This is a genomic window from Streptomyces sp. Root1304, from assembly GCF_001426405.1.
Classification (GTDB): domain Bacteria; phylum Actinomycetota; class Actinomycetes; order Streptomycetales; family Streptomycetaceae; genus Streptomyces.
In genome coordinates this window covers 473,747-493,747 of sequence record NZ_LMEP01000025.1, presented here as the reverse complement: position 1 = coordinate 493,747, position 20,001 = coordinate 473,747, and the positions used below count along the sequence as shown (strand labels likewise).

The following is a 20,001-nucleotide window of genomic DNA, read 5'->3' as shown; positions in this document are numbered from 1 at the left end:
CGCTCGCCGCGGCACTAGCGGGTCGCGGAGGCCGCGATGGCCGCCTTGTACCAGTGATAGGACGCCTTGGGGGTGCGCGTACCGGTCGGGAAATCGACGTGCACCAGGCCGAAGCGCCTGCTGTGACCGAACGCCCACTCGAAGTTGTCCAGGAGTGACCACGCGGTGTAGCCGCGCAGGTCGACGCCGTCCGCGATGGCTGCGGAGACCGCTCGGAGGTGGCTCTCCAGGTAGGCGATCCGGTCGGCGTCGTACACGGTGCCGTCCGCGGCGGCGGCGTCGTGCTCGGCGGAGCCGTTCTCCGTGATGTGGATCGGCGGAAGGAGGGCGCCGTAGCGATCGCGGAGGGACACGAGGAGGTCCCTCAGGGCGTCGGGGACGACGGCCCAGCCCATGGCGGTGTGGCGGACGCCAGGATGGGCCACCCCTTCGAAACGATTGTCCATCGCGGTGCGCAGGGCCGGATCGGGTTCGCGCCAGGGCGCCGCGCGGACGGTGGACGGCGTGTAGTAGTTGAGGCCGAGGAAGTCCATCGGAGCGGAGACGAGCGCGAGGTCGCCCTCGCGGCGGAAGTCCTGGCGCTCGATCAGTTCTCCGAAGGTGTCCGTCTCACCGGGTGCGTAACGTCCCGTCAGCAGCGGGTCGGTCCACATCAGGTTGCGCTGGGTCTCGGCACGCAGGGAGGCCGCGGCGTCGGCGGGGTCCGGCGTGGCCGGGCGGACCCGGTCGAGGTTGAGGGAGATGCCCGCTTCCCGGACCCCGGCGGCGCGCAGGGCTCCCATGGCCAGGCCGTGGCCGACCAGGAGGTGGTGGGCCGCGGCGAGCGCGGACGTCCCCTCGCACGCCCCCGGAGCGTGCTCGCCGTTCGCGTATCCCAGGAAGGCACTGCACCAGGGCTCGTTCAGGGTGATCCACCGGGGTACGCGGTCCCCGAGCTTCCCCGCGACCAGGGCCGTGTACTCCGCGAAGCGCTCGGCCGTGTCCCGGGACCGCCAGCCTCCCCTGTCCTCCAGGGGCTGAGGGAGGTCCCAGTGGTAGAGGGTGACGACCGGCTTGATGCCGGCCTCCAGCAGGTCGTCGACCAGGCGGGCGTAGAAGTCGAGCCCCCGGGCGTTCACCGGTCCCGAGCCCGACGGCTGGACGCGCGGCCAGGCAACGGAGAAGCGGTAGGCGGACACCCCGAGGTCCGCGAGGAGGGCCACGTCCTCCCGGTACCGGTGGTAGTGATCGCAGGCCGTCTCGCCGCTGCTGCCGTCCGACACGGCCCCGGCGCGCCGGGAGAAGGTGTCCCAGATCGACGGCTCCCGCCCGTCCTCCTGCGTGGCGCCCTCGATCTGGTAGGCCGACGTGGCGGCGCCGAACTCGAAGCCGGACGGGAAGACCGGGAAGTCGCTCACGGAAACGGAGACCTCTCGTGCGGGGTGGGGACAACAGGCCCGAGCATGAAGGAATCCAGTTGCTCGATCCAGGGGTTGCAGGTTCAGGAGGATCGGTTTTACTAAACCCCGGCTTAACCGGGAAGGCTTTGCTGGACAACGTTGTCAAGCGCTGGGCAGAGTGACCTCCGCAGCCACTGTCGGGCTGTAACGGAAGGACGGAACGTGAGGGTGTACGGAGCACTGAGCACTCGACACCGTTCCGCCCCTCCCGTTGCACGACGCCGACCGCGCCCCGCTCCCGGCGCGGTCACCCCGTTCCGAGGAGAACCCCTTCCCATGCCGTACACCGACCTGCCCCTCGACCACCCGGCCGCCCGGGACGAACCCCCGGTCGAGCCGGACGGCTTCGACGTCTTCTGGTCCGAGACCCTGCGGACGGCCCGCGAGGCCGGCCGCGCTCCGGAGGTCCGTCCCGTGCGGGACTCCCCCCTGACCACCCTCGACACCTACGACGTACGGTTCTCCGGCTGGGGCGGCCACCCGGTCGCCGCCTGGCTCGTCCTCCCCTCGCAGGCCGAGGAACCGCTGCCGACGGTGATCACCTACCTCGGATACAGCGAGGGACGGGGCCTGATGACCGACCACCTCCTGTACGCCTCCGCCGGCTACGCCCAACTCGTCGTCGACAGCCGCGGCCAGGGCCACGACACCCCGGATCCCCACCCGGACGCGGGCCCCCACTGGGTGTACGGCTACATGACCCGCGGGATCGAGGACCCACACGCCCACTACTACCGCCGCCTCGTCACCGACTGCGTCCTCGCCGTCGACGCCGCGCGCTCCATCCCGCACGTGGACCCGGACCGGATCGTCGTCCAGGGGGCCAGCCAGGGCGGTGGCCTCGCCCTCGCCGTGGCCGGTCTGGCCGGCGATGGCATCGCCGGCGCCCTCCCCGACGTGCCGTTCCTGTGCCACATCCGACGGGGCGCCGAGACCGCGACCGAGGGGCCTTACACGGAAATCGTCGACTACCTGCGCCGCCACGCCCCGCATACGGCCGAGCAGGCGTTCGGAACCCTCGCCCACTTCGACGGCGTGCACTTCGCGCGGCGGGCGGCGGCCCCCGCCCTGTTCAGCGCCGGACTGATGGATCCCATCTGCCCGCCGTCCACCGTGCTGGCCGCCTACCGGAGCTACACGGGTGAGAAGGACATCAGGGAATGGCCCTTCGCCGACCACGCGGGCGGAAGGAGCGCGACGGCCGTCGAGCACCTGCGCTGGCTGCGCCTGCGGGGACTCGCCCCCACGGAGCGCTGAGGAACCGAGCCGCCACCGACTCCCCCGAAGGCCCGGCGACATCGGGCCGCGCACTCGTCTCCTGTGACGCGCAGTCGAGCATCGGAATGATGTCGGTGCCGTAGGCGTCGACGGTGGCCCTGCGGTGTCGTGCATGGCGTAGACGGCGGACCGGCCGACGGCGAGGTCCTTGAGCGGGGGCAGCTTCTCGATGGGGCCTCGGCCGACACGGTCGCCGGCCTGCCGAGGAAGGAAGGCTTCGGTCCGCAGGCCAACGCCAAGGCCGTCGAAGGTGCTCAGCGCCCCGACAGGGACGCCCGGTTCCGCTACCCCGACGAGCAGGCACGAGACCGCAGGAACTCCGGTGACCCGGTGATCAGCATGGACGGCAAGGAGAAGGAACTGATCGGCGACTACAAAAACGCCGCGCCCGAATGGCAGCCCGCAGGACAGCCTGTGAGGGGCAGGACACACGACTTCCCCGGCCGGGCCGAGAAGCCGATTCCGTACGGAATCCATGACACGACAGCGAACACCGGATGGGTCAGCATCGGCATCGATCACGACACCGCGGCGTTCGCCGTCGCCTTGATCCGGCGCTGGTGGCAGGCCAGCCGCACGGGTCTCACCGTTCGGGCCGGACTCGACAGCGGTGAGTACCCCACCGACATCCGCATCAGCGACGACGAGATCGCCGCCCTGCCCATCACCCGCCATCGCTTCCACGGCGACTGGAACCGGCACTCTCCACCCCCAGCGCCCGACGGACGCGGCGACCACCGAGAGCACACCGGACGAGGCCCTGACGGACCGACCGACTCGCCTCACGCGGCGTTCGTGCCAGGACCCGGAACCGACCGGGACGCCCCTCGGCAGCTCAACGAACTCATCGACGTGTCGACTCCGGCGACGGAAGTTCGACGCGAGCAAGTGCTCCGCTTACGGGAAGACGTCGCCAGGTTCCTCGACCCTGACAAAACCAAGATCAAACCGCCGTGTTGATTCTCCACAAGCCCTGAGCCCGACAACCTTTCCGTCCCCAGCGGCAACGACACCTCGCCCCCCTCCACGGAATGGCCAGTACATATGACTTCGAACCACCGCACGGCCCGTCATCGCCGGCCCCGGAAGGCCCTGGCCATCGGCCTGCCGGTGGCGCTGGCCGCCGCCGGAGTCCTGGCCTACGGGTCCGTGTTCGGTCTGGGACCGGGCGAGAAGGGCAAGGCCGCCGCGGCCGAGGTGCCCGCCTGGGCGACCGCCGCCGCCGACGGGTTCGCCTCGGTGAACGCCCTCGGGCAGAACGGTACGTACGGCGGCCGGAACGGCAGGACCGTCACCGTCACGTCGCTCGCCGACCTCGAGAAGTACGCGACCGCCGCCGAGCCGTACGTCATCGTCGTCGCCGACACGATCGACGTGGTCCCCGCCGGCAAGGAGATCAAGGTCTCCTCGGACAAGACGATCATCGGCTCCGGGACACGGGGGCACATCGTCGGCGGCGGGTTCTTCCTGGGCCAGGGCGTGCACAACGTGATCATCCGAAACCTGACGATCCGTGACTCGTACCAGGGCGTGTGGAACGACAAGGAACACGACTTCGACGCCATCCAGATGGACGGCGCCCACCACGTGTGGATCGATCACAACGACCTGCGGCACACCGCCGACGGCCTGATCGACGTCCGCAAGGACAGCACGTACGTGACGGTGTCCTGGAACAGGCTGAGCAACTCCAACAAGGCCTTCGGCATCGGGTGGACCCCGAACCTGGCCACCGACATCACCGTCCACCACAACTGGATCCGCGAGACCGAGCAGCGCAACCCGTCCACGGACAACGCCGCCCACGCGCACCTCTACAACAACCTCATGGAGGACGTCCCGGGTACGTCCATCACTTCCTCCTACGGCAACTACGCGCGCGGCAGGACACGGATGCTGCTGGAGAACTCCGTGTTCCAGGGCATGAACAACCCCGTGATCAAAGACGCCACCGCGATCCTCGTACAGCGCGGCAACGTCTTCTCGGGCACGAGCGGCCGCAACGAGCGCGGCGGCGGTACGGCCTTCGACCCGAGGACGTACTACGGCTACACGCTGGACGCGGTCGGCGACGTGCCGGCACGGGTGAAGGCGGAAGCCGGTCCGAGGACTTCCCTGGGCAGGGCCATCACCGCTGCCGCAGTCGCCAGGACCCTGACCGTCGCCAAGGACGGCACCGGCCAGTACCGGACGGTCCAGGCCGCCTTGAACGCCGTGCCCGTCGGCAACACCAGCCGTGTGGTCATCTCCGTGAAGCCGGGTACGTACCGCGAGACGGTGGACATACCGGCGAACAAGCCGCACGTCACCGTCCAGGGATCGGGCACGAGCCGCAAGGGCACGGTCATCGTGTACGGGAACGCGGCCGGCATGCGCAAGCCGGACGGTTCAGGCACGTACGGCACTCCCGGGAGCGCCACGGTCGCCGTCCGCTCGGACGACTCCCGCCTCCGCAACCTCACCGTCGCCAACGACTTCGACGAGGCCGCGAACCAGCATCTCAAGGACCACCAGGCGGTCGCCCTGCTCACCACGGGCGACAAGATCGTGCTCGACAGCCTCATCGTCACCGGCGACCAGGACACCCTGGAGCTGGAGACGGCGGCGAAGGACAAGCCCGGCCGCGTCTACGTGACGAACTCCTACATCGCCGGCAACGTCGACTTCGTCTTCGGCCGGGCCACCGCCGTGATCGACCGGTCGGTCATCACCCTCAAGAAGCGCTGGAACGGCACGTCGGCCGGCTACGTCACCGCCCCGAGCACCCCATCGGGCCGCAAGGGCATCCTCATCAACCACTCCACGATCAACGGTGACGTGGCGGTGGGCTCCTTCCACCTCGGCCGCAACTGGCACCCCGGCGGCGACAGCACCGCGGACCCCCAGGTCACCGTCCGCAATTCCGAGCTCAGCGCGGCGATCAAGCGCGCGCCCTGGACCGACATGGGCGGTTTCTCCTGGAAGGAGGACCGCTTCGCCGAGTACATGAACACCGGCCCGGGGGCCGGGCCGGAGAGCACCGAACGTCCCCACCTGATCGCCGCCCGGGCAGCGTCGCAGGAGGTCTCGGACTGGCTGGGCGACTGGACCCCGTGAGGGGGTGACAACTCCCGGAAGGAATGGGCGCATTGACCCGCGGGGTCGTCGACGCGGGTGAGGGGTGTCGCCCCGGTCGCCGTGGGCGCCGGCCGTACGACGTGCTCGGCGCCCGGCCCGACAGGTCGCCTCGCGGCGGCGAGGTCTTGCGATGGCCGGGAGCGGGGTCCGCGAGCGCGGAATCCACGGCCGGGCGATCCGTGCCCGAGGACCGACGGGCCAGCGGGGATGTCGCCGCGTCATCGTGAGCCCTCGCCTACAGCAGCGTGCCCGCTTCGTTTCGGGTTTCACCGCTTCCGATCGGGCGCGCCAAGGGTCACAGCCCGTCCGGCCTGCACGTCGCATGTGGGCGGCGGCCCGTCGGGGACGATCAGTCGTCGAGGGCGTCCATGACCTTGCCGAGGTCGACGAACTTGAAGTCGGTCGAGTCCCGGTCGCCGTCGCCGGGGGCGTCGTGCCCGTCCTGGACGACGAGGAGGCCGTTGGGGTACTTGGAGCCGAGCGGGGCGTTGAGGACGGCGGCGCCGTCGCACTCCTCGGAGCCGTCGAGGGTGTCGTTCGCGGCGGCGACCCGGAAGCCGCCCTCGTACTCGTTGGCGTCCTCCAGCTCACGGTCGTAGGCGGCGAAGGTGTTGTCGCCCTGGCTGGAGGCGAGGATGTAGCCGTCGCCGTCGGACTCGGTGAGCAGCGTCAGGCCCTCGACGTCGGCGGAGATCTTCGTGCCGCCGAAGCCGGGGTCGGCGCCCGGCGTGCACTCCTCGGTCTCCTCGTCGTAGACGCCGGGGACGCCGTACTCGCGGACCTTGTCGATCAGCTTCGGGGTGCCGGTGAGGTCGGCGCGCAGCCGCCAGACGCCGATGTCCTCCTGGCCGGCGTAGAGCATGCCGTTGGCCGGGTCGACGACCATGCCCTCGACCTGCGGCAGTTCGCCGGGCTCGGCGCACGGGGACCACGAGGTGCCGTCGGGCAGCCGGAAGGAGGAGGGCAGGTCGAGGCTGCGGACCTTGCGGTAGGTGACCTTGCCGTCCGCGGCCGGCAGTAGTTCCAGGAGGGCGATGCTGGTGCGCTCGCGGCGGCTGACCAGGGCGTAGGACTTCCCCGTCGTACGGTCCGTCCAGGTCGCCAGGCCGTAGGCGGTCCGCTGGTCGTTGATCTCGGCCTGGTCCTGCGAGAAGACGGGCGGTGCGGCGGGATCGGTGACATCGGTCAGCGGACCGCCGGTGCGGTCGCGGTCGATGCGGTAGAAACGCAGCCGGTCGTTGCCCCGGTCGCTGGTGACGGCCAGATCGGCCTTCCCCGAGGAGAGCCGCAGCCCGTGGACGAGGTCCACGTTGTTGAACCGGCCCGGGGCGTCGTCCTCGCCCGCGGCGGGAGGCGCGGCTATCGACTGCACCGGTCGCGCGTCCAGGTCGTAGACCCGCAGACCGCCCTCCTTGGCGGTGGCGACGACGAGGCTGCGGCCGGGGGCCGCGGCGTTGCGCCAGATGGCCGGGTCGTCCGCGTCGGCGTTGCCGCCCTCGTCGTCGTCGTGCAGCACCGGCGTCTCCGCACGGGGCGTCACGACCGGCAGGGTGTCGGCGTACGCGCGATGCCGGGCCTCGGCGGGCACGGCCAGTGCCGCCGCCGCGAAAGCCGTGGTCACGGTCAGGACGGCCGATCGGACGATGGTGGAGCGATTCACACAAGTCTCCTCTGCAGGGGGGTGGTGGGACTCGCGAGAGCCTGGTTCCGGAGAGTGTCGCCAGGGCAGCCGCCGCACGACGGGTAACTCCGGACTCCGGTGTACTTCCGATGAACGGGCATCCGCCGCGCCGTCGCACGCGCCCGTGGCCCGGAAGATGTGCGCGCGGATCGCGTGGCCTGTGCCGGGCAGGCTCCTGGCGGCCGTGCCCACCGCCCTTCCCGTGGACACCGCCGCCGCGGTCCGCCTCGATCAGCAGGGCTTCATCACGGAGCTTCTTCCAACCTCGCGTTGCTGCGAGGCGAAGGACGAGGACGGCCCTCACGACGTCGGTGATTCGGTTGGTGCTACAGCGGAGCTTCCGGGGGCGCCACCCCTTGGGGGTGACCATGGCCTGCTCGCCGAGACAGCCAATCTCGGCGTGGATGGTGGTGTGGCGGCGCTTGCACCGCTTGAGGCACAGGCCCCGAAACGGTACGCGGACGGGTCCGCCGGCGCCTTGATACGCCTTGTCCGCCCCACATCTGAGTCCGGTTTCGATGAGGGCTTCGACGATCCCGTGCTGCCCGGCGGCGGTCAGGTCGTGAGTCGAGCCGGGCAGAGCCGACGAGGCCCGGAGCAGCCGTCCGCACGGATCGGTGAGGACCTGCACGTTCATGCCGTGGCGCTTGCGCTTCCCGGAGTAATAGGGGTGTCGGCGGCGATGCGGTCGATCGGCGGCAGGGTGCCGTCGAGGATGACGAACGCCTTCTCCCAGATCGTCCGCATCGCCTCGGTCAGGGACGGGGCGATGGAGGACAGGGCCTCGACGGCTTCACGTATGCAGCGGAATAGGGTCTCCCCTGCTCGAACGGAGTTGAGAGCTTGGGGAAGGTCGCGATCCCGACGCCGAACCCGGCGGCGAGCTGGGCGTAGGTGTCACCGCACCGCAGGTGGGCCAGGGCGAGGAGGGCCTGTCGCGAGGAGGGAAGGCGCCGCCAACGCGTCCCGATCTCCCGACGCCTGGCCTTCAGCCGTCCGCTCAGGAACCGCAGGGTGCGATCGGACAGATCGACCGAGGACGGGTAGACAAGCACGCAAAGCTCCTGGTGGGGCACGGTGGATCTTGGTCGTGACACCCGTCTGCCAGGAGCTTCGTCGTTGGGCAGGCCCGTCCAACCCACGGTCATCACCGCCGGCTTGGAAAGAGCTCATCGTTCGATCAAGGTCACGGTGGACCGGTACGGCCACCTCACGCAGGACGGCCAGGAGCGCTGCCGTCAGGTCGTCGAGACGGCCGTCGGGCCGCACATGCTCACACCAGGCCGAGCGCCTGCAGTGCGCGGTGCTGACTTGGTGCTGACCTGACCGGCCAGAAGATGTAGCAGACACCGCCCGTCCCGCTTCTGACCTTGCCGTTCGCGTCGTAACGCTTGGTCCGCAGCCAGATGTTCTCCCACTCGCGGCGGCGGTAGACGTGGCGGACCGCCTCGTTGTTCGGGGAGGCCGGGTCGTTGGCGACGATGTCGCCTTCCGGGGTGAAGCCGATGACGGTCATCAGGTGGCCCGAGGTGCCGTAGCCCGCTCCCGTCAGTTCGCCCTTCAGGAACGACTGGGACGTTATGGCCGGGATTCCGGCCGCGATCAGGGTCTCCAGTTCGGTCAGCGAGCGCAGTCGGGTGACCACGGCGTTCATGCCGGGGTACGTGGCCGCGTAGGCGGCGTTGAAGGGCCAGTTGCCGCAGCCCTGGTACTGGTGGTCGTAGGTGAAGCGGGCCGCGTGGCAGACCTGGGGGTCGGCGAAGTCCGGGTTGACCCAGGACAGCGCCTCGGCCGAGGGCCGGCGCCCCCAGTACTCGACGATCATCTGCGAGGAGGTCGGGCTGCACCAGGCCTCGCCGCCGTTGTCGTACTCCGGGTACTGCCCGACGTGGGTGTTCTGGGAGTAGCGCGGGACGGTCAGTTCGCGGGCGACGCCCGGCGCGGAGGCCGGGACCGTGAAGCGGTCCGGGACGTCCGAGGCCATCGCGCCCAGCCGCCACACCGTGGGCGTGAGACCGCTCCCCGGCGTGCGGTACAGCGTGAGGCGCAGCCGGTACGAGGTCAGCCGCAGCCCGCTCGCCGCGTCGTCGATCGCGAAGGTGTCCGTCCACACCGTGCTCCGGCCGTCGGTCTGGTCGTCGACCGACGTGCGCCGGATGTCGGCGTCACCGGCGGCCCAACGGCCCAGGACGTACCAGGGGGTCGCGGTGCCGTCGCCGTAGCCGCCGGACATCTCGACCTGGAGCCAGGTGCCGGGCGGGGTGTGGGCGTTCCAGGAGGCGATCACCTCGGTCGCGGGCACCGCCGGGGTGTGCGTCGGCGAGGTCCAGCTCGCGTACTCCCAGGTGCCGGTGCGGCCGGTGTGCGGGTCCGTGTAGTCGGTGCGGCCGGCGGCGGTGGCGATGACCAGGCCGGGGCGGCGGCCGGCGACCGCCTTCGTGCCGGCCGCGCTGCCGCACCGCCAGTCCGTGTACGAGGACCAGAACCGGTTGTCGACGAGTCCCGGGGCGGCGGGCCCCCGCCCCTCCCCCTCGTCCGCCGAGCGGTCCGGGGCGGGAGCGGGGGGACAGTCGGAGGCGCACGGGGCGGCAGGGGCCGCTGTCGCCGGTGCGGCGGTCGCGGCCGTTCCCGCGGCGGCCGCGAGGGCGGCGGTGAGGACGGTTCTGCGCGGGGTGGAGCTGGTCATGGGCGTGACCCCCAGTCGAGAACGGTGGGCGTGCGGGCGTGCGTCGGGCCCGCGGACGGACCCTGGCGTGCTGCGGTACGGAGGTGCGGACTCCGGCGTACGACCGGGCCCGCGACGTACGACGGGCCCGCGCACACACGCGCCCCCGCACCGTCCAGGCCCGCGCGCGCCCCACTATCGCCGTTCCCTCCGGCCCTCCGCCAGCACTTCGCCCCGCGTCGCCGCACCAATATTGGTCTCGACCACTGGCGCCGGCACCTCGTTGACCTGCGGCGGTCCCCCGCTCCCCTACCCTGGGCCCATGAACGACCTCGACCGCGCCGCGCACGCGCTGCTCCGGCTCCCGCCCTCCTGCGGCCCGGTCCGGCTCGTCGCGGTCGACGGCCACGCCGGCTCCGGCAAGTCCACCCTCGCCGCCCGGCTCGCGGCCGCCCTCGGCGGCGCCCCCGTGCTCCACCTCGACGACCTCGCCACGCACGAGGAGCTGTTCGCGTGGACCGGCAGGCTGCGCGAGCAGGTCCTGGAACCGCTCGCGAGCGGCGCGACCGCCGCCTACCGCCCGTACGACTGGCGGCTCCGGCGCTTCGGGGAGCCGAGGGCACTGCCGCCGGCCCCCGTGGTGCTCGTCGAGGGCGTCGGCGCCGGGCGGCGGGAGGTACGGCCGTTCCTGTCGTGGCTGCTGTGGATGGAGCGAGGACCGGAGGAGTCCTGGGCGCGGGGGCGGCACCGGGACGGTCCGGAGCAGGCCGCGTTCTGGGACGGATGGACGGTGGCGGAGACTCGCCATTTCGCCGAGGACCCCTCGCGGCCCTTCGCGCAGACCCTGGTACGCGAGTGTCAGAAGGGTTACGACTGGCTACCCGGGCCCGCTGTGACAGCGGTCGCGGACCAGATCATCACCCACCGTGACGGCTTCATGTCCGTGAACTGAGGGGCCCCTCGTCCGCTTGCGCAAGTGCCCCAACTTCGCTTGACCCAGGGGTCGTACTGGTCTTACGTTCTGAATGTGCGGCTTTTCGGAGTCGCCGCAGACGCGAAGCCCCCGGTTGTTCCCCCGTGATCGGGGGCTTCGTTCTGCCCCCGAAGACCTTCACCGGGGCCTTTCACGACCCCTTCGCGCCCCCTTCCGAGCCTTCACGCTTACCCAGGGTCACCGCTTCCGGATCATGCGCTTCTCCTTAAGCGCGCGCCCCCTGCGCAGGTACGATGCCCCCAGGTGCGGTCAAATCCCGTCCATGCGAAGACGGTTGTGGGGGACCCGATGGACATCGGCACGCAGGGCGCGCAGGCCCCCGCCGAACTCGCCTGGCTGCGCGGAGTCGACGCCTACACGATGGGCGCCTATCCGCAGGCGGAGGACGAGTTCCGGACGGCGGTACGGATCGACCCCGGAATGGCGGACGCCTGGCTCGGGCTGCACGCGCTCAGGGTCGACACCACGACCGCGCTGCTGCGCATGTACCGCAACCGCGACCGCTTCGGCGAACAGCGCTCCCGGTACCGGCGCACCCTCAACTCCTGGTACTGGCTGGGCTGGTGGGTCCAGCCCGTGCTGGAGAGCCCGCGCGACCTGCTCCTCGCGCACGCCTCCCACTGGCTCGACGGCCGCCACGTACCGGAGCTCGACCGGGCCCTCGCGGGGCTCCCGCCGGTCGACACCGACCCCCAGGTGCGCTTCCTGCACGCCTGCCGCGCCTATCTCGTCAAGGACTGGGACCAGCTCGTCCGGCACACCGAGACCCTCGTCGACGATCCGCTGCTCGGCATCGAGGCCGGGCTCTTCGGCGGCATGGCCCGGGTCCGCCTGGAGATGTACGGGCAGGCCGAGCCGCTGCTCTCGGCCTCGCTGATGCGGTGCCGCAGCGAGCAGCCCCAGCGCAAGGAGCTGCGCTACTGGCTGGCCCGCGCCCACGAGGGCACCGGGCGCAGCGCCGCGGCCCTGCCCCTCTACCGGGCCGTGCACCGGATCGACCCGACGTTCATGGACACGGCCGCTCGGCTCGCGGCCATCGCCGAGTACGACGGGTTCGAGGGCTACGACGGCATGGACGACCCGACCGGACTCGCGACGGTCGCCCTCGGCACCCTCGGCGGGGGGCTCGGCCAGGACGCGGTGGACACCGCGCCGGGCACCGAGGCCGACACCGGCGGCCCGCTCGGCGACGGCCTGCGGCTCGCACCCGAACCCGTACCGCCGGTGGTCGCCCCGCCGCCGGAGACCGTACGGCAGAAGGCCCCGCTGCCGTCCCAGCCGGCGCCCCCGCGCTTCCCCGCGGGGCCCACCGATCCGGTGCTGCTCGCGGAGGCGCTCGCCGAGCTGGAGGGCATGGTCGGCCTGGAGCCGGTGAAGCGCCAGGTCAAAGCGCTGTCGGCGCAGCTGGAGATGGCCCGGCTGCGGGCCGGGCAGGGTCTTCCGGTCCAGCCGCCCAAACGCCACTTCGTCTTCTCCGGCCCCTCGGGCACCGGGAAGACCACCGTCGCCCGCATCCTCGGCCGGGTGTTCTACGCCCTTGGCCTGCTCGGCGGCGATCACCTCGTGGAGGCCCAACGGGCCGACATGGTCGGCGAGTTCCTCGGGCAGACCGCGGTCAAGGCCAATGAGCTGATCGACTCGGCGGTCGGCGGGGTGCTCTTCGTGGACGAGGCGTACGCGCTCTCCAACACCGGTTACAGCAAGGGCGACGCCTATGGCGACGAGGCCCTCCAAGTACTCCTCAAGCGGGCCGAGGACAACCGCGACCACCTCGTGGTCATCCTCGCCGGGTACCCCGAGGGCATGGACCGGCTGCTCAGCACCAACCCCGGGCTGTCCTCCCGCTTCACCACCCGGGTCGACTTCCCCTCGTACCGGCCGCTGGAACTGACCGCCATCGGCGAGGTGCTCGCCGCGGCCGACGGCGACTGCTGGGACGAGGAGGCGCGCGAGGAGCTGCGCTCGATCAGCGTTCACGTCGTCGAGCAGGGCTGGATCGACGAGCTGGGCAACGGCCGCTTCCTGCGCACCCTGTACGAGAAGTCCTGCGCCTACCGCGATCTGCGGCTCTCCGGCTACCCGGACACCCCGACCAGGGAGGACCTCGCGACCCTCCGGCTCGCCGACCTCATGCAGGCGTACGGCGAGGTCCTGTCGGGCCGCGGCCCGGTCGACCGCGGCCCGCAGCAGGAGCCTCCTGGGTACTAGGGCCTGCGCCCTCGTAGCGGAGCTACTTGGGCGTTTCGGCCGTGCGCCGAGCGTGCGTGCCGGGCGGGCCGGACCCGACGGGAATTGTCAGACAGGCCCTAGGGGGTGTCCTGCTGACCGCCTTCGTCCCCTGGGGTGCACGCCGGGCCGACTGGTCCGGCAACGTCGGGAACCTGGCTGACTCGCTCGCGCCATGGCCCGCCCTCATCAGCCAGATGAAGCAGGTACTCGACATGCCGCAGCACGAACTCGACCACAACCTTGCGGGCCACTGCCCGCCTGGGGCAGGGCCCGGAAGCCCAGGACGTGGCAGTAGAAGTCCGTGCTGCGTGCCGGGTCGGACACGAACAGGACGGCGTGGTTCTGGCGGTGGATCGGCATGGTCGGTACCAGTTCCGTTCAGAAGCGGGGTGCCTCGGGAAGCAGTATCCAGCGCTGCTCGCGCGGGCCCGCATCGGGTGCCCACCCACCGGGACGACCCGGCCGGCGCCGCCCGGTTGTCCGCGATCATTCCCGGAATTGTCCGCGATCCGTAACGGGCGGATCCTCCGGGCCCGAAGTCTCGTCCTGCTTATCGGTCGCGAGGTGACCGAGGAACTGCGCAACTGCGCGGAAATGGGGCGGACATGGCACGGCACAGCGGTGGGCGGGGCTGGTACGGCAAGGTCGTCGGGGCGGCGCTCGGGGTGACGCTGCTGACCACGGGTGCGTCGATCTGGACGGCGCAGGCCGGAGTGCTGGGCGGTTCCGCGCCCGAGAAGGCCGCACCCGCGGCTCCGAAGGCGGTCTCCGCGACCATCGCGCACGCGTCGGAGGCGGGGGAACGCGGCATCAACCTCACCATCGACGACGGCCCCGACCCCGTGTGGACCCCGCAAGTCCTCGACCTGCTGCGCGAGTACGAGGTGAAGGCCACGTTCTGCATGGTGGGCACGCAGGCGCAGGCACATCCGGAGCTCGTGAAGCAGGTCGTCGCGGCCGGGCACCGGCTGTGTGACCACTCGGTGTCGCACAACACCGCGATGGACAAGGCGTCCCAGGAGTACCAGAAGAAGCAGATCCTCGACGCCGAGCGCATGATCACCGAGGCGTCCGGCGGCGTACACCCCATGTACTACCGGGCCCCCGGCGGCGCGTTCACGCCGTACAGCCGCAAGCTCGCCGCGTCGCGGGGCATGCGCCCGCTCGGCTGGAACGTGGACACCAAGGACTTCGAGCGTCCGGGCACGGAGGCGATCGTCGCCACGGTCGAGCGGGAACTGCCCAGCGGTCCCACCGTCCTGTTCCACGACGCGGGCGGCGACCGCGCCCAGACCGTCGAGGCCCTGCGCCGCCTCCTCCCCCGACTGAAGGAGCAGGGCTACACGTTCGGCTTCCCCGTCCGCTGAACCCGCTGAACCCGCTGAATCCTGCGCAGCACCTCCGCCGGACAGCGGGTTTCCCGGCTCTCCCGGCGGAGCTCGCGCAGGAAGTCCCCCCTCACGTCGGCGACCGGCGCGTGCCGGAGAAGGGCTGCCGCGAGGGCCTGTCGTCACAGTCCCGTCTGCCCCACGACGCCTGGCACGCGCTCTCGCCGCACCGGGCGAAAGCCCGAGTACGGTCCAGCACGAGGGCTTCCACCCGGCACACCGAGAGCACGCACCAGACGCCGTGAGGCCGCCCTCCGGATACGACCTAGGACGCCAGTTGCCCCGCCGTCGGCCGGGTGAGGCCCACCGGTGTCGTCGGCATCCGGTGGGCGGGGTCGCGGACCTCGCCCACCAGCGTCTCCAGCACGTCCTCCAGGGCGACCAGGCCGAGCACCCGGCCCGAGCCGTCCGCGACCTGCGCCAGATGGGTGGCGGCCCGGCGCATCACGGTGAGGGCGTCGTCGAGCGGCAGTTCGGCGTGGACCGTCGCCATCGGCCGCCACAGCCGCGGGGGCACCGCCCGCTCCCGCTCCTCCAGGTCGAGGACGTCCTTCACGTGCACGAAGCCCATGAAGGTGGTGCCCGCGTCGGCGCGGACCGGGAAGCGCGAGTAGCCGGTGCGCACGGTCAGCTCCTCGATCTCGCGCGGGGTGACCGTCGGCGGGACCGTGACCAGGGAGGCGGGGGCGATGAGGACGTCCGTGACCGGGCGGGTGCCCAGTTCGAGGGCGTCCTCGAGCCGCTCCTGCTCGGCCGGGTCGAGCAGTCCGGCCTGGCCCGCGTCCTCGACGAGCCGGCCGAGCTGGGCGCTGGTGAAGACCGCCTCCACCTCGTCCTTCGGCTCGACCTTGAAGGCCCTCAGGACCAGCCGGGCGCAGGCGCCGAGCGCGGTCGTCACCGGGCGGCAGAGCCGGGCGAAGCCGACCAGGCCCGGGGCGAGCCAGAGCGCGGTCCGCTCGGGCGCGGCCATCGCCAGGTTCTTCGGGACCATCTCGCCGATGACGAGGTGGAGGAAGACGACCGCGGCGAGGGCGATGACGTAGCCGAGCGGGTGGATCAGGCCCTCCGGGACCCCGACCGCGTGGAAGACGGGTTCGAGGAGGCGGGCGACGGTCGGCTCGGCGACCGCGCCGAGCGTCAGCGAGCAGACGGTGATGCCGAACTGCGCGGCCGCCATCATCTGCGGCAGGTTCTCCAGGCCGTACAGGACCTGCTTGGCGCGGGCGCCGCCGAGCGGCTCGATCTGGCTGCGCCGGACGGAGACGAGCGCGAACTCGGCCCCGACGAAGAAGCCGTTGGCCAGCACCAGGAGGACGGCGAAGAGAAGGGGCAGCGTGCTCATCGGGCCGCCTCCGCCGCCACGGGTACGGGTACGGGGGTGACGGACCGGCCGGAGGCCTCGTCCGGGGCCCGGAACGCGCCCTCGTCGACCGCCGGGTCCGTCGCCGGGTCCGTCCGTACGATCCGGACGCGCTCGGCGCGGTAGCGGTCCACCTGGCGCACCGAGAGCCGCCAGCCGGGCAGCTCGGCCCGGTCGCCGGGGGCGGGGATGCGCCCGAGGAGGTCGGCGACCAGCCCGGCCACGGTCTCGTACGGCCCGTCGGGCACGTCGAGGCCTATCCGGCGCAGGGTGTGGACCCGGCAGGAGCCGTCGGCCTCCCAGGCGGGGCGGCCGTCCTCGGCGGGGGCGGCGGCCAGCTCGGGGCGGCCGTCTGCGACGGTGTCGTGCTCGTCGCGGACCTCGCCGACGAGTTCCTCGACGATGTCCTCCAGGGTGACGACCCCGGCCGTGCCGCCGTACTCGTCGACGACCACGGCGATCGGCTGTTCCCGGCGCAGCCGCTCCAGGAGGGTCTGGGCGGGCAGCGTCTCCGGCACGAGGAGCGGAGGGACCGCGATCCGGCCGACGGGGGTGCGCAGCCGGGCGTGCGGGGCGACGGCCAGGGCGTCCTTGAGGTGGACCATGCCGACGATCTCGTCGATGCGGTCGCGGTAGACCGGGAAGCGCGAGAGGCCGGTGGCCCGGGTGAGGTTGAGGACGTCGGCCGCGGTGGCGTCCCACTGGAGGGCGCTGACCTTCACGCGCGGGGTCATGACCTGCTCGGCGGTGAGGCCGCCGAGGGACAGGGTCCGTACGAAGAGGTCGGCGGTGTCCTGTTCGAGGGCGCCGGCCAGTGCGGAGTGCCGGGCCAGGGAGACCAGCTCGCCGGGGGTGCGGACCGAGTCGAGCTCCTCGGTGGGCTCGACGCCCAGGAGCCGGACGAGCCGGTTGGCGACCCGGTTGAGCACGGCGATCACCGGCCGGAAGACGGCGGAGAAGCGGCGCTGCGGGGTGGCCACGAAGCGGGCGACCTGGAGCGGCCGGGAGACCGCCCAGTTCTTCGGCACCAGCTCGCCGACCACCATCTGGACGGCGGAGGCGAGCAGCATCCCGATCACGACGGCGATCCCGGAGACGGCCCCTTCGGGCAGTCCGGTCGCGGTGAGCGGCCCGTGCAGCAGTCCGGCGAGCGCGGGCTCGGCGAGCATGCCGACGACCAGCGAGGTGATCGTGATGCCGAGCTGGGTGCCGGAGAGCTGGAAGGACAGCTCGCGCAGGGCGGTGACGACGGTACGGGCGCGCCGGTCACCGGCGGCCGCGGCCCGCTCGGCCTCGGCGCGCTCGACGGTCACGAGACCGAACTCGGCGGCCACGAAGAAGCCGTTGGCGAGGATGAGGACGAAAGCCGCGAAGAGCAGCAGAAGGGAGACGATCATGCCGCCGCCTCCTGGGAGGGGGCGGCGCAGGTACTACCGGACGATCCGTCCATTGCTGGAGGGAGTCACTCCTCGGGTCGAAGGGTGGCCTCGCGGGCCGCGGCTGCGGCCCTGCACACGCGAGGCGGTGGTGCGCTCGGCACCACCGCCTCCAGAGTAGTCACGCGAAGGCCCGGAAGGGCAGGGGGTCGGCCCCGGATGGGGGACGGACCGGGGTTCTCCCGGCCGGGTCCCGTACTCCCGGGTTCCGGGTCAGGCCTCGGTGCCCGTCCCGTGGCTGTCGGCCAGGGCCCGCAGGGCGCGGGCGTCCTTGATGGCCGATTCCTTGGCGATGCCGGGCTGGATGCCGAGTACCGGCAGGCTGGTGCCGTCGCTCAGGTCCAGGAAGACCCACGGGTCGCCGGGGCGCAGGTTGACCTTGAGGATCTCCGCCCAGGCCAGCCGCCGTGTGCGGGTGATGTTGACGACCGTGACGCCCTCGTCGTCGGCGACGACCTTGGGGCGGCTCAGCAGGACCAGGACCCCGGAGAGCAGCGCGGCGGTGAAGACGAAGCTGACGCGCTCCCCCGGTCCGAGCCGCTCCAGCATCAAGGCCACGGCCGTGATGACGACGAACATCGCGGCGCCCATGGTCAGCAGGATCGCCCGGGTGCGCCCGGGACGGAAGGTGACCGGGAGGGCGGGGGGCTGTGCGGTGGACATCAGGGGTTCCTCGGGGCCTCGGGGCGTGCGGGCCGTGCCGTCAGAGGCGGCAGGCGTGGATGGCGGTGGTGAGGATGGCGCGGGCGCCGATCTCGTACAGGTCGTCCATGATCCGCTGCGCCTCCTTGGCGGGGACCATCGCGCGGACGGCGACCCAGCCCTCGTTGTGCAGCGGGGAGACGGTCGGCGACTCCAGGCCCGGAGTGAGGGCGACGGCCTGCTCCAGGTGCTCGGCGCGGCAGTCGTAGTCCATCATCACGTACGAGCGGGCCACGAGGACGCCCTGCAGGCGGCGCATGAACTGCTGGACCTGCGCGTTGTCGTCGGGGGCGCCGTGGCGGCGGATCACGACGGCCTCGGAGGTCAGGATCGGCTCGCCGATGACTTCGAGACCGGCGTTGCGCAGGCTGGTGCCGGTCTCGACGACGTCCGCGATGACCTGGGCGACGCCCAGCTGGATCGCGGTCTCGACGGCGCCGTCCAGGTGGACGACGGAGGCGTCGATGCCCTGGTCGGCGAGGTGCTTGGCGACGATGCCCTCGTAGGAGGTGGCGATCGTCATGCCGCCGAAGTCCTCGGGGCCGGCGGCGGTGCCCGGACGCGTGGCGTAGCGGAAGGTGGAGCGGCCGAAGTTCAGCGCGAGGATCTCCTCGGCGCTGGCTCCGGAGTCCAGGAGCAGGTCACGGCCGGTGATGCCGATGTCCAGCTTCCCGGAGGCGACGTAGATCGCGATGTCCTTCGGCCGCAGGTAGAAGAACTCGACCTCGTTGTCGGGGTCGATGACCACCAGTTCCTTGGACTCCTTGCGCTGGCGGTAGCCGGCCTCATGGAGCATTGCCGACGCAGGTCCGGAGAGGGAACCCTTGTTGGGAACGGCGATGCGCAGCATGGGGTGAGCTTCCTTTGCCTGGGAGTGGTGGGGAGACCGAAAGAGTCGTGCTCAGAGGTGGGCGTAGACGTCGTCGAGCGAGATCCCGCGGGCGACCATCATCACCTGGACGTGGTACAGCAGCTGCGAGATCTCCTCGGCGGCCGCTTCCTTGCCCTCGTACTCGGCGGCCATCCAGACCTCGGCGGCCTCCTCGACGACCTTCTTGCCGATGGCATGGACGCCCTTGTCCACCAGTTCCGCGGTGCGGGAGGTGGCCGGGTCGCCGGTCTCGGCCTTGAGCTTGAGCTCGGCGAAGAGCTCTTCGAAACTCTTTGAGGGTTTGTTCGCCATGATGGTCCTAAGAGTACGGGGTAAGGGTCGCGTACTTAGCGCCAGGGTTCGCTGACCGTGCGCAGCGTGGTGGCGGTGGCGACGGCGGCGGTGACGGCCTCGTGGCCCTTGTCCTCGGAGGAGCCTTCGAGGCCGGCCCGGTCGAGGGCCTGTTCCTCGTTGTCGACGGTGAGGACGCCGAATCCGACGGGTACGCCGGTGTCGATCGAGACCTGGGTGAGGCCGTGGGTGACGCCCTGGCACACGTACTCGAAGTGCGGGGTTCCGCCGCGGATGACGACGCCGAGGGCCACGATGGCATCGTAGCCGCGCCCGGCGAGGACCTTCGCCACGACCGGGAGCTCGAAGCTGCCGGGGACGCGGAGCAGGGTCGGCTCGTCGATGCCCAGCTCGCTCAGGGCGCGCAGGGCGCCGTCGACGAGACCGTCCATGATCTTCTCGTGCCACTGCGCCGCGATGACCGCGACCCGGAGGTCGCCGCAGTTCTTCACGCTGAGGACGGGTGCGCCCTTGCCGCTCATGTCTCTCC

Annotated in this window: 14 protein-coding genes and 2 pseudogenes; 6 read left to right on the top strand and 10 right to left on the bottom strand. The window is 71.4% G+C overall.

What is annotated here, in order from left to right:
* Nucleotides 1-14: 14 nt before the first annotated feature.
* Nucleotides 15-1,397 carry a GH1 family beta-glucosidase gene (locus tag ASD33_RS28890; protein ID WP_056566919.1) on the bottom strand — a complete coding sequence of 461 codons (1,383 nt, stop codon included), beginning with the start codon at nucleotides 1,395-1,397 and terminating at the stop codon, nucleotides 15-17.
* 318 nt (nucleotides 1,398-1,715) lie between these two features.
* Between ASD33_RS28890 and ASD33_RS28885 the strand changes: the two genes are divergently transcribed.
* From ASD33_RS28885 to ASD33_RS28875, 3 genes and pseudogenes are all read left to right on the top strand, one after another.
* A complete protein-coding gene (locus ASD33_RS28885) occupies nucleotides 1,716-2,696 on the top strand; it encodes an acetylxylan esterase (RefSeq protein WP_056566916.1) in 981 nt (326 codons plus the stop codon).
* Between the two features lie 198 nt (nucleotides 2,697-2,894).
* A pseudogene (locus ASD33_RS36595) lies at nucleotides 2,895-3,413 on the top strand (hypothetical protein); the annotation flags it as partial.
* A gap of 348 nt (nucleotides 3,414-3,761) precedes the next feature.
* Entirely contained in the window at nucleotides 3,762-5,813 is a 2,052-nt protein-coding gene (locus tag ASD33_RS28875; RefSeq protein WP_056566910.1) for a pectinesterase family protein, read from the top strand.
* A gap of 370 nt (nucleotides 5,814-6,183) precedes the next feature.
* Here the strand turns inward: ASD33_RS28875 and ASD33_RS28870 are convergent, their stop codons facing one another.
* The 3 genes and pseudogenes from ASD33_RS28870 to ASD33_RS28860 form a co-directional block, all read right to left on the bottom strand.
* Complete coding sequence (locus ASD33_RS28870; protein ID WP_056566907.1) at nucleotides 6,184-7,494, bottom strand: phytase; 1,311 nt, start codon at nucleotides 7,492-7,494, stop codon at nucleotides 6,184-6,186.
* A gap of 295 nt (nucleotides 7,495-7,789) precedes the next feature.
* Nucleotides 7,790-8,570 (bottom strand): annotated as a pseudogene (locus ASD33_RS34620) (transposase family protein); the annotation flags it as partial.
* A 218-nt stretch (nucleotides 8,571-8,788) separates the two neighbouring features.
* Nucleotides 8,789-10,201 (bottom strand): peptidase C39 family protein, encoded by a 1,413-nt coding sequence (locus tag ASD33_RS28860; protein WP_056566904.1) that lies wholly within the window; start codon nucleotides 10,199-10,201, stop codon nucleotides 8,789-8,791.
* Between the two features lie 301 nt (nucleotides 10,202-10,502).
* On the opposite strand from ASD33_RS28860, the gene ASD33_RS28855 reads away from it, so the two are divergent.
* The 3 genes from ASD33_RS28855 to ASD33_RS28845 all read left to right on the top strand — a co-directional run bounded on the left by ASD33_RS28855 (nucleotide 10,503) and on the right by ASD33_RS28845 (nucleotide 14,770).
* Entirely contained in the window at nucleotides 10,503-11,132 is a 630-nt protein-coding gene (locus ASD33_RS28855) for a hypothetical protein (RefSeq protein ID WP_056566902.1), read from the top strand.
* Between the two features lie 330 nt (nucleotides 11,133-11,462).
* Complete coding sequence (locus tag ASD33_RS28850; RefSeq protein WP_056566899.1) at nucleotides 11,463-13,382, top strand: AAA family ATPase; 1,920 nt, start codon at nucleotides 11,463-11,465, stop codon at nucleotides 13,380-13,382.
* A 626-nt stretch (nucleotides 13,383-14,008) separates the two neighbouring features.
* The gene (locus ASD33_RS28845) at nucleotides 14,009-14,770 is read left to right on the top strand and encodes a polysaccharide deacetylase family protein (protein ID WP_056566896.1); all 762 of its coding nucleotides are present in this window, start codon (nucleotides 14,009-14,011) and stop codon (nucleotides 14,768-14,770) included.
* 286 nt (nucleotides 14,771-15,056) lie between these two features.
* Here the strand turns inward: ASD33_RS28845 and ASD33_RS28840 are convergent, their stop codons facing one another.
* The 6 genes from ASD33_RS28840 to ribH form a co-directional block, all read right to left on the bottom strand.
* The gene (locus ASD33_RS28840; protein ID WP_056566893.1) at nucleotides 15,057-16,133 is read right to left on the bottom strand and encodes a hemolysin family protein; all 1,077 of its coding nucleotides are present in this window, start codon (nucleotides 16,131-16,133) and stop codon (nucleotides 15,057-15,059) included.
* A complete protein-coding gene (locus ASD33_RS28835; protein WP_056566890.1) occupies nucleotides 16,130-17,548 on the bottom strand; it encodes a hemolysin family protein in 1,419 nt (472 codons plus the stop codon). The genes ASD33_RS28840 and ASD33_RS28835 overlap by 4 nt, the downstream gene beginning before the upstream one ends.
* Before the next feature lie 252 nt (nucleotides 17,549-17,800).
* Nucleotides 17,801-18,250, bottom strand: coding sequence for a PH domain-containing protein (locus ASD33_RS28830; RefSeq protein ID WP_056566887.1), 450 nt, complete (start codon nucleotides 18,248-18,250; stop codon nucleotides 17,801-17,803).
* Nucleotides 18,251-18,290: 40 nt separating this feature from the next.
* On the bottom strand, nucleotides 18,291-19,139 hold the full coding sequence (gene hisG, locus ASD33_RS28825; protein WP_056566884.1) for an ATP phosphoribosyltransferase: 849 nt from the start codon (nucleotides 19,137-19,139) through the stop codon (nucleotides 18,291-18,293).
* A gap of 51 nt (nucleotides 19,140-19,190) precedes the next feature.
* Nucleotides 19,191-19,472 carry a phosphoribosyl-ATP diphosphatase gene (locus ASD33_RS28820; RefSeq protein WP_056566882.1) on the bottom strand — a complete coding sequence of 94 codons (282 nt, stop codon included), beginning with the start codon at nucleotides 19,470-19,472 and terminating at the stop codon, nucleotides 19,191-19,193.
* Nucleotides 19,473-19,507: 35 nt separating this feature from the next.
* Nucleotides 19,508-19,993: a 6,7-dimethyl-8-ribityllumazine synthase gene (gene ribH / locus ASD33_RS28815; RefSeq protein ID WP_024760819.1), complete on the bottom strand. Its 486-nt coding sequence runs from the start codon at nucleotides 19,991-19,993 to the stop codon at nucleotides 19,508-19,510.
* Nucleotides 19,994-20,001: the final 8 nt, after the last annotated feature.

Coding starts and splice junctions, on each gene's coding strand:
- ASD33_RS28835 (WP_056566890.1), bottom strand. CDS start 17,548: ATGATCGTCTCCCTTCTGCTGCTCTTCGCGGCTTTCGTCCTCATCCTC.
- ASD33_RS28820 (WP_056566882.1), bottom strand. CDS start 19,472: ATGGCGAACAAACCCTCAAAGAGTTTCGAAGAGCTCTTCGCCGAGCTC.
- ASD33_RS28845 (WP_056566896.1), top strand. CDS start 14,009: ATGGCACGGCACAGCGGTGGGCGGGGCTGGTACGGCAAGGTCGTCGGG.
- hisG (WP_056566884.1), bottom strand. CDS start 19,139: ATGCTGCGCATCGCCGTTCCCAACAAGGGTTCCCTCTCCGGACCTGCG.
- ASD33_RS28840 (WP_056566893.1), bottom strand. CDS start 16,133: ATGAGCACGCTGCCCCTTCTCTTCGCCGTCCTCCTGGTGCTGGCCAAC.
- ASD33_RS28855 (WP_056566902.1), top strand. CDS start 10,503: ATGAACGACCTCGACCGCGCCGCGCACGCGCTGCTCCGGCTCCCGCCC.
- ASD33_RS28875 (WP_056566910.1), top strand. CDS start 3,762: ATGACTTCGAACCACCGCACGGCCCGTCATCGCCGGCCCCGGAAGGCC.
- ASD33_RS28830 (WP_056566887.1), bottom strand. CDS start 18,250: ATGTCCACCGCACAGCCCCCCGCCCTCCCGGTCACCTTCCGTCCCGGG.
- ASD33_RS28860 (WP_056566904.1), bottom strand. CDS start 10,201: ATGACCAGCTCCACCCCGCGCAGAACCGTCCTCACCGCCGCCCTCGCG.
- ASD33_RS28850 (WP_056566899.1), top strand. CDS start 11,463: ATGGACATCGGCACGCAGGGCGCGCAGGCCCCCGCCGAACTCGCCTGG.
- ASD33_RS28885 (WP_056566916.1), top strand. CDS start 1,716: ATGCCGTACACCGACCTGCCCCTCGACCACCCGGCCGCCCGGGACGAA.
- ribH (WP_024760819.1), bottom strand. CDS start 19,993: ATGAGCGGCAAGGGCGCACCCGTCCTCAGCGTGAAGAACTGCGGCGAC.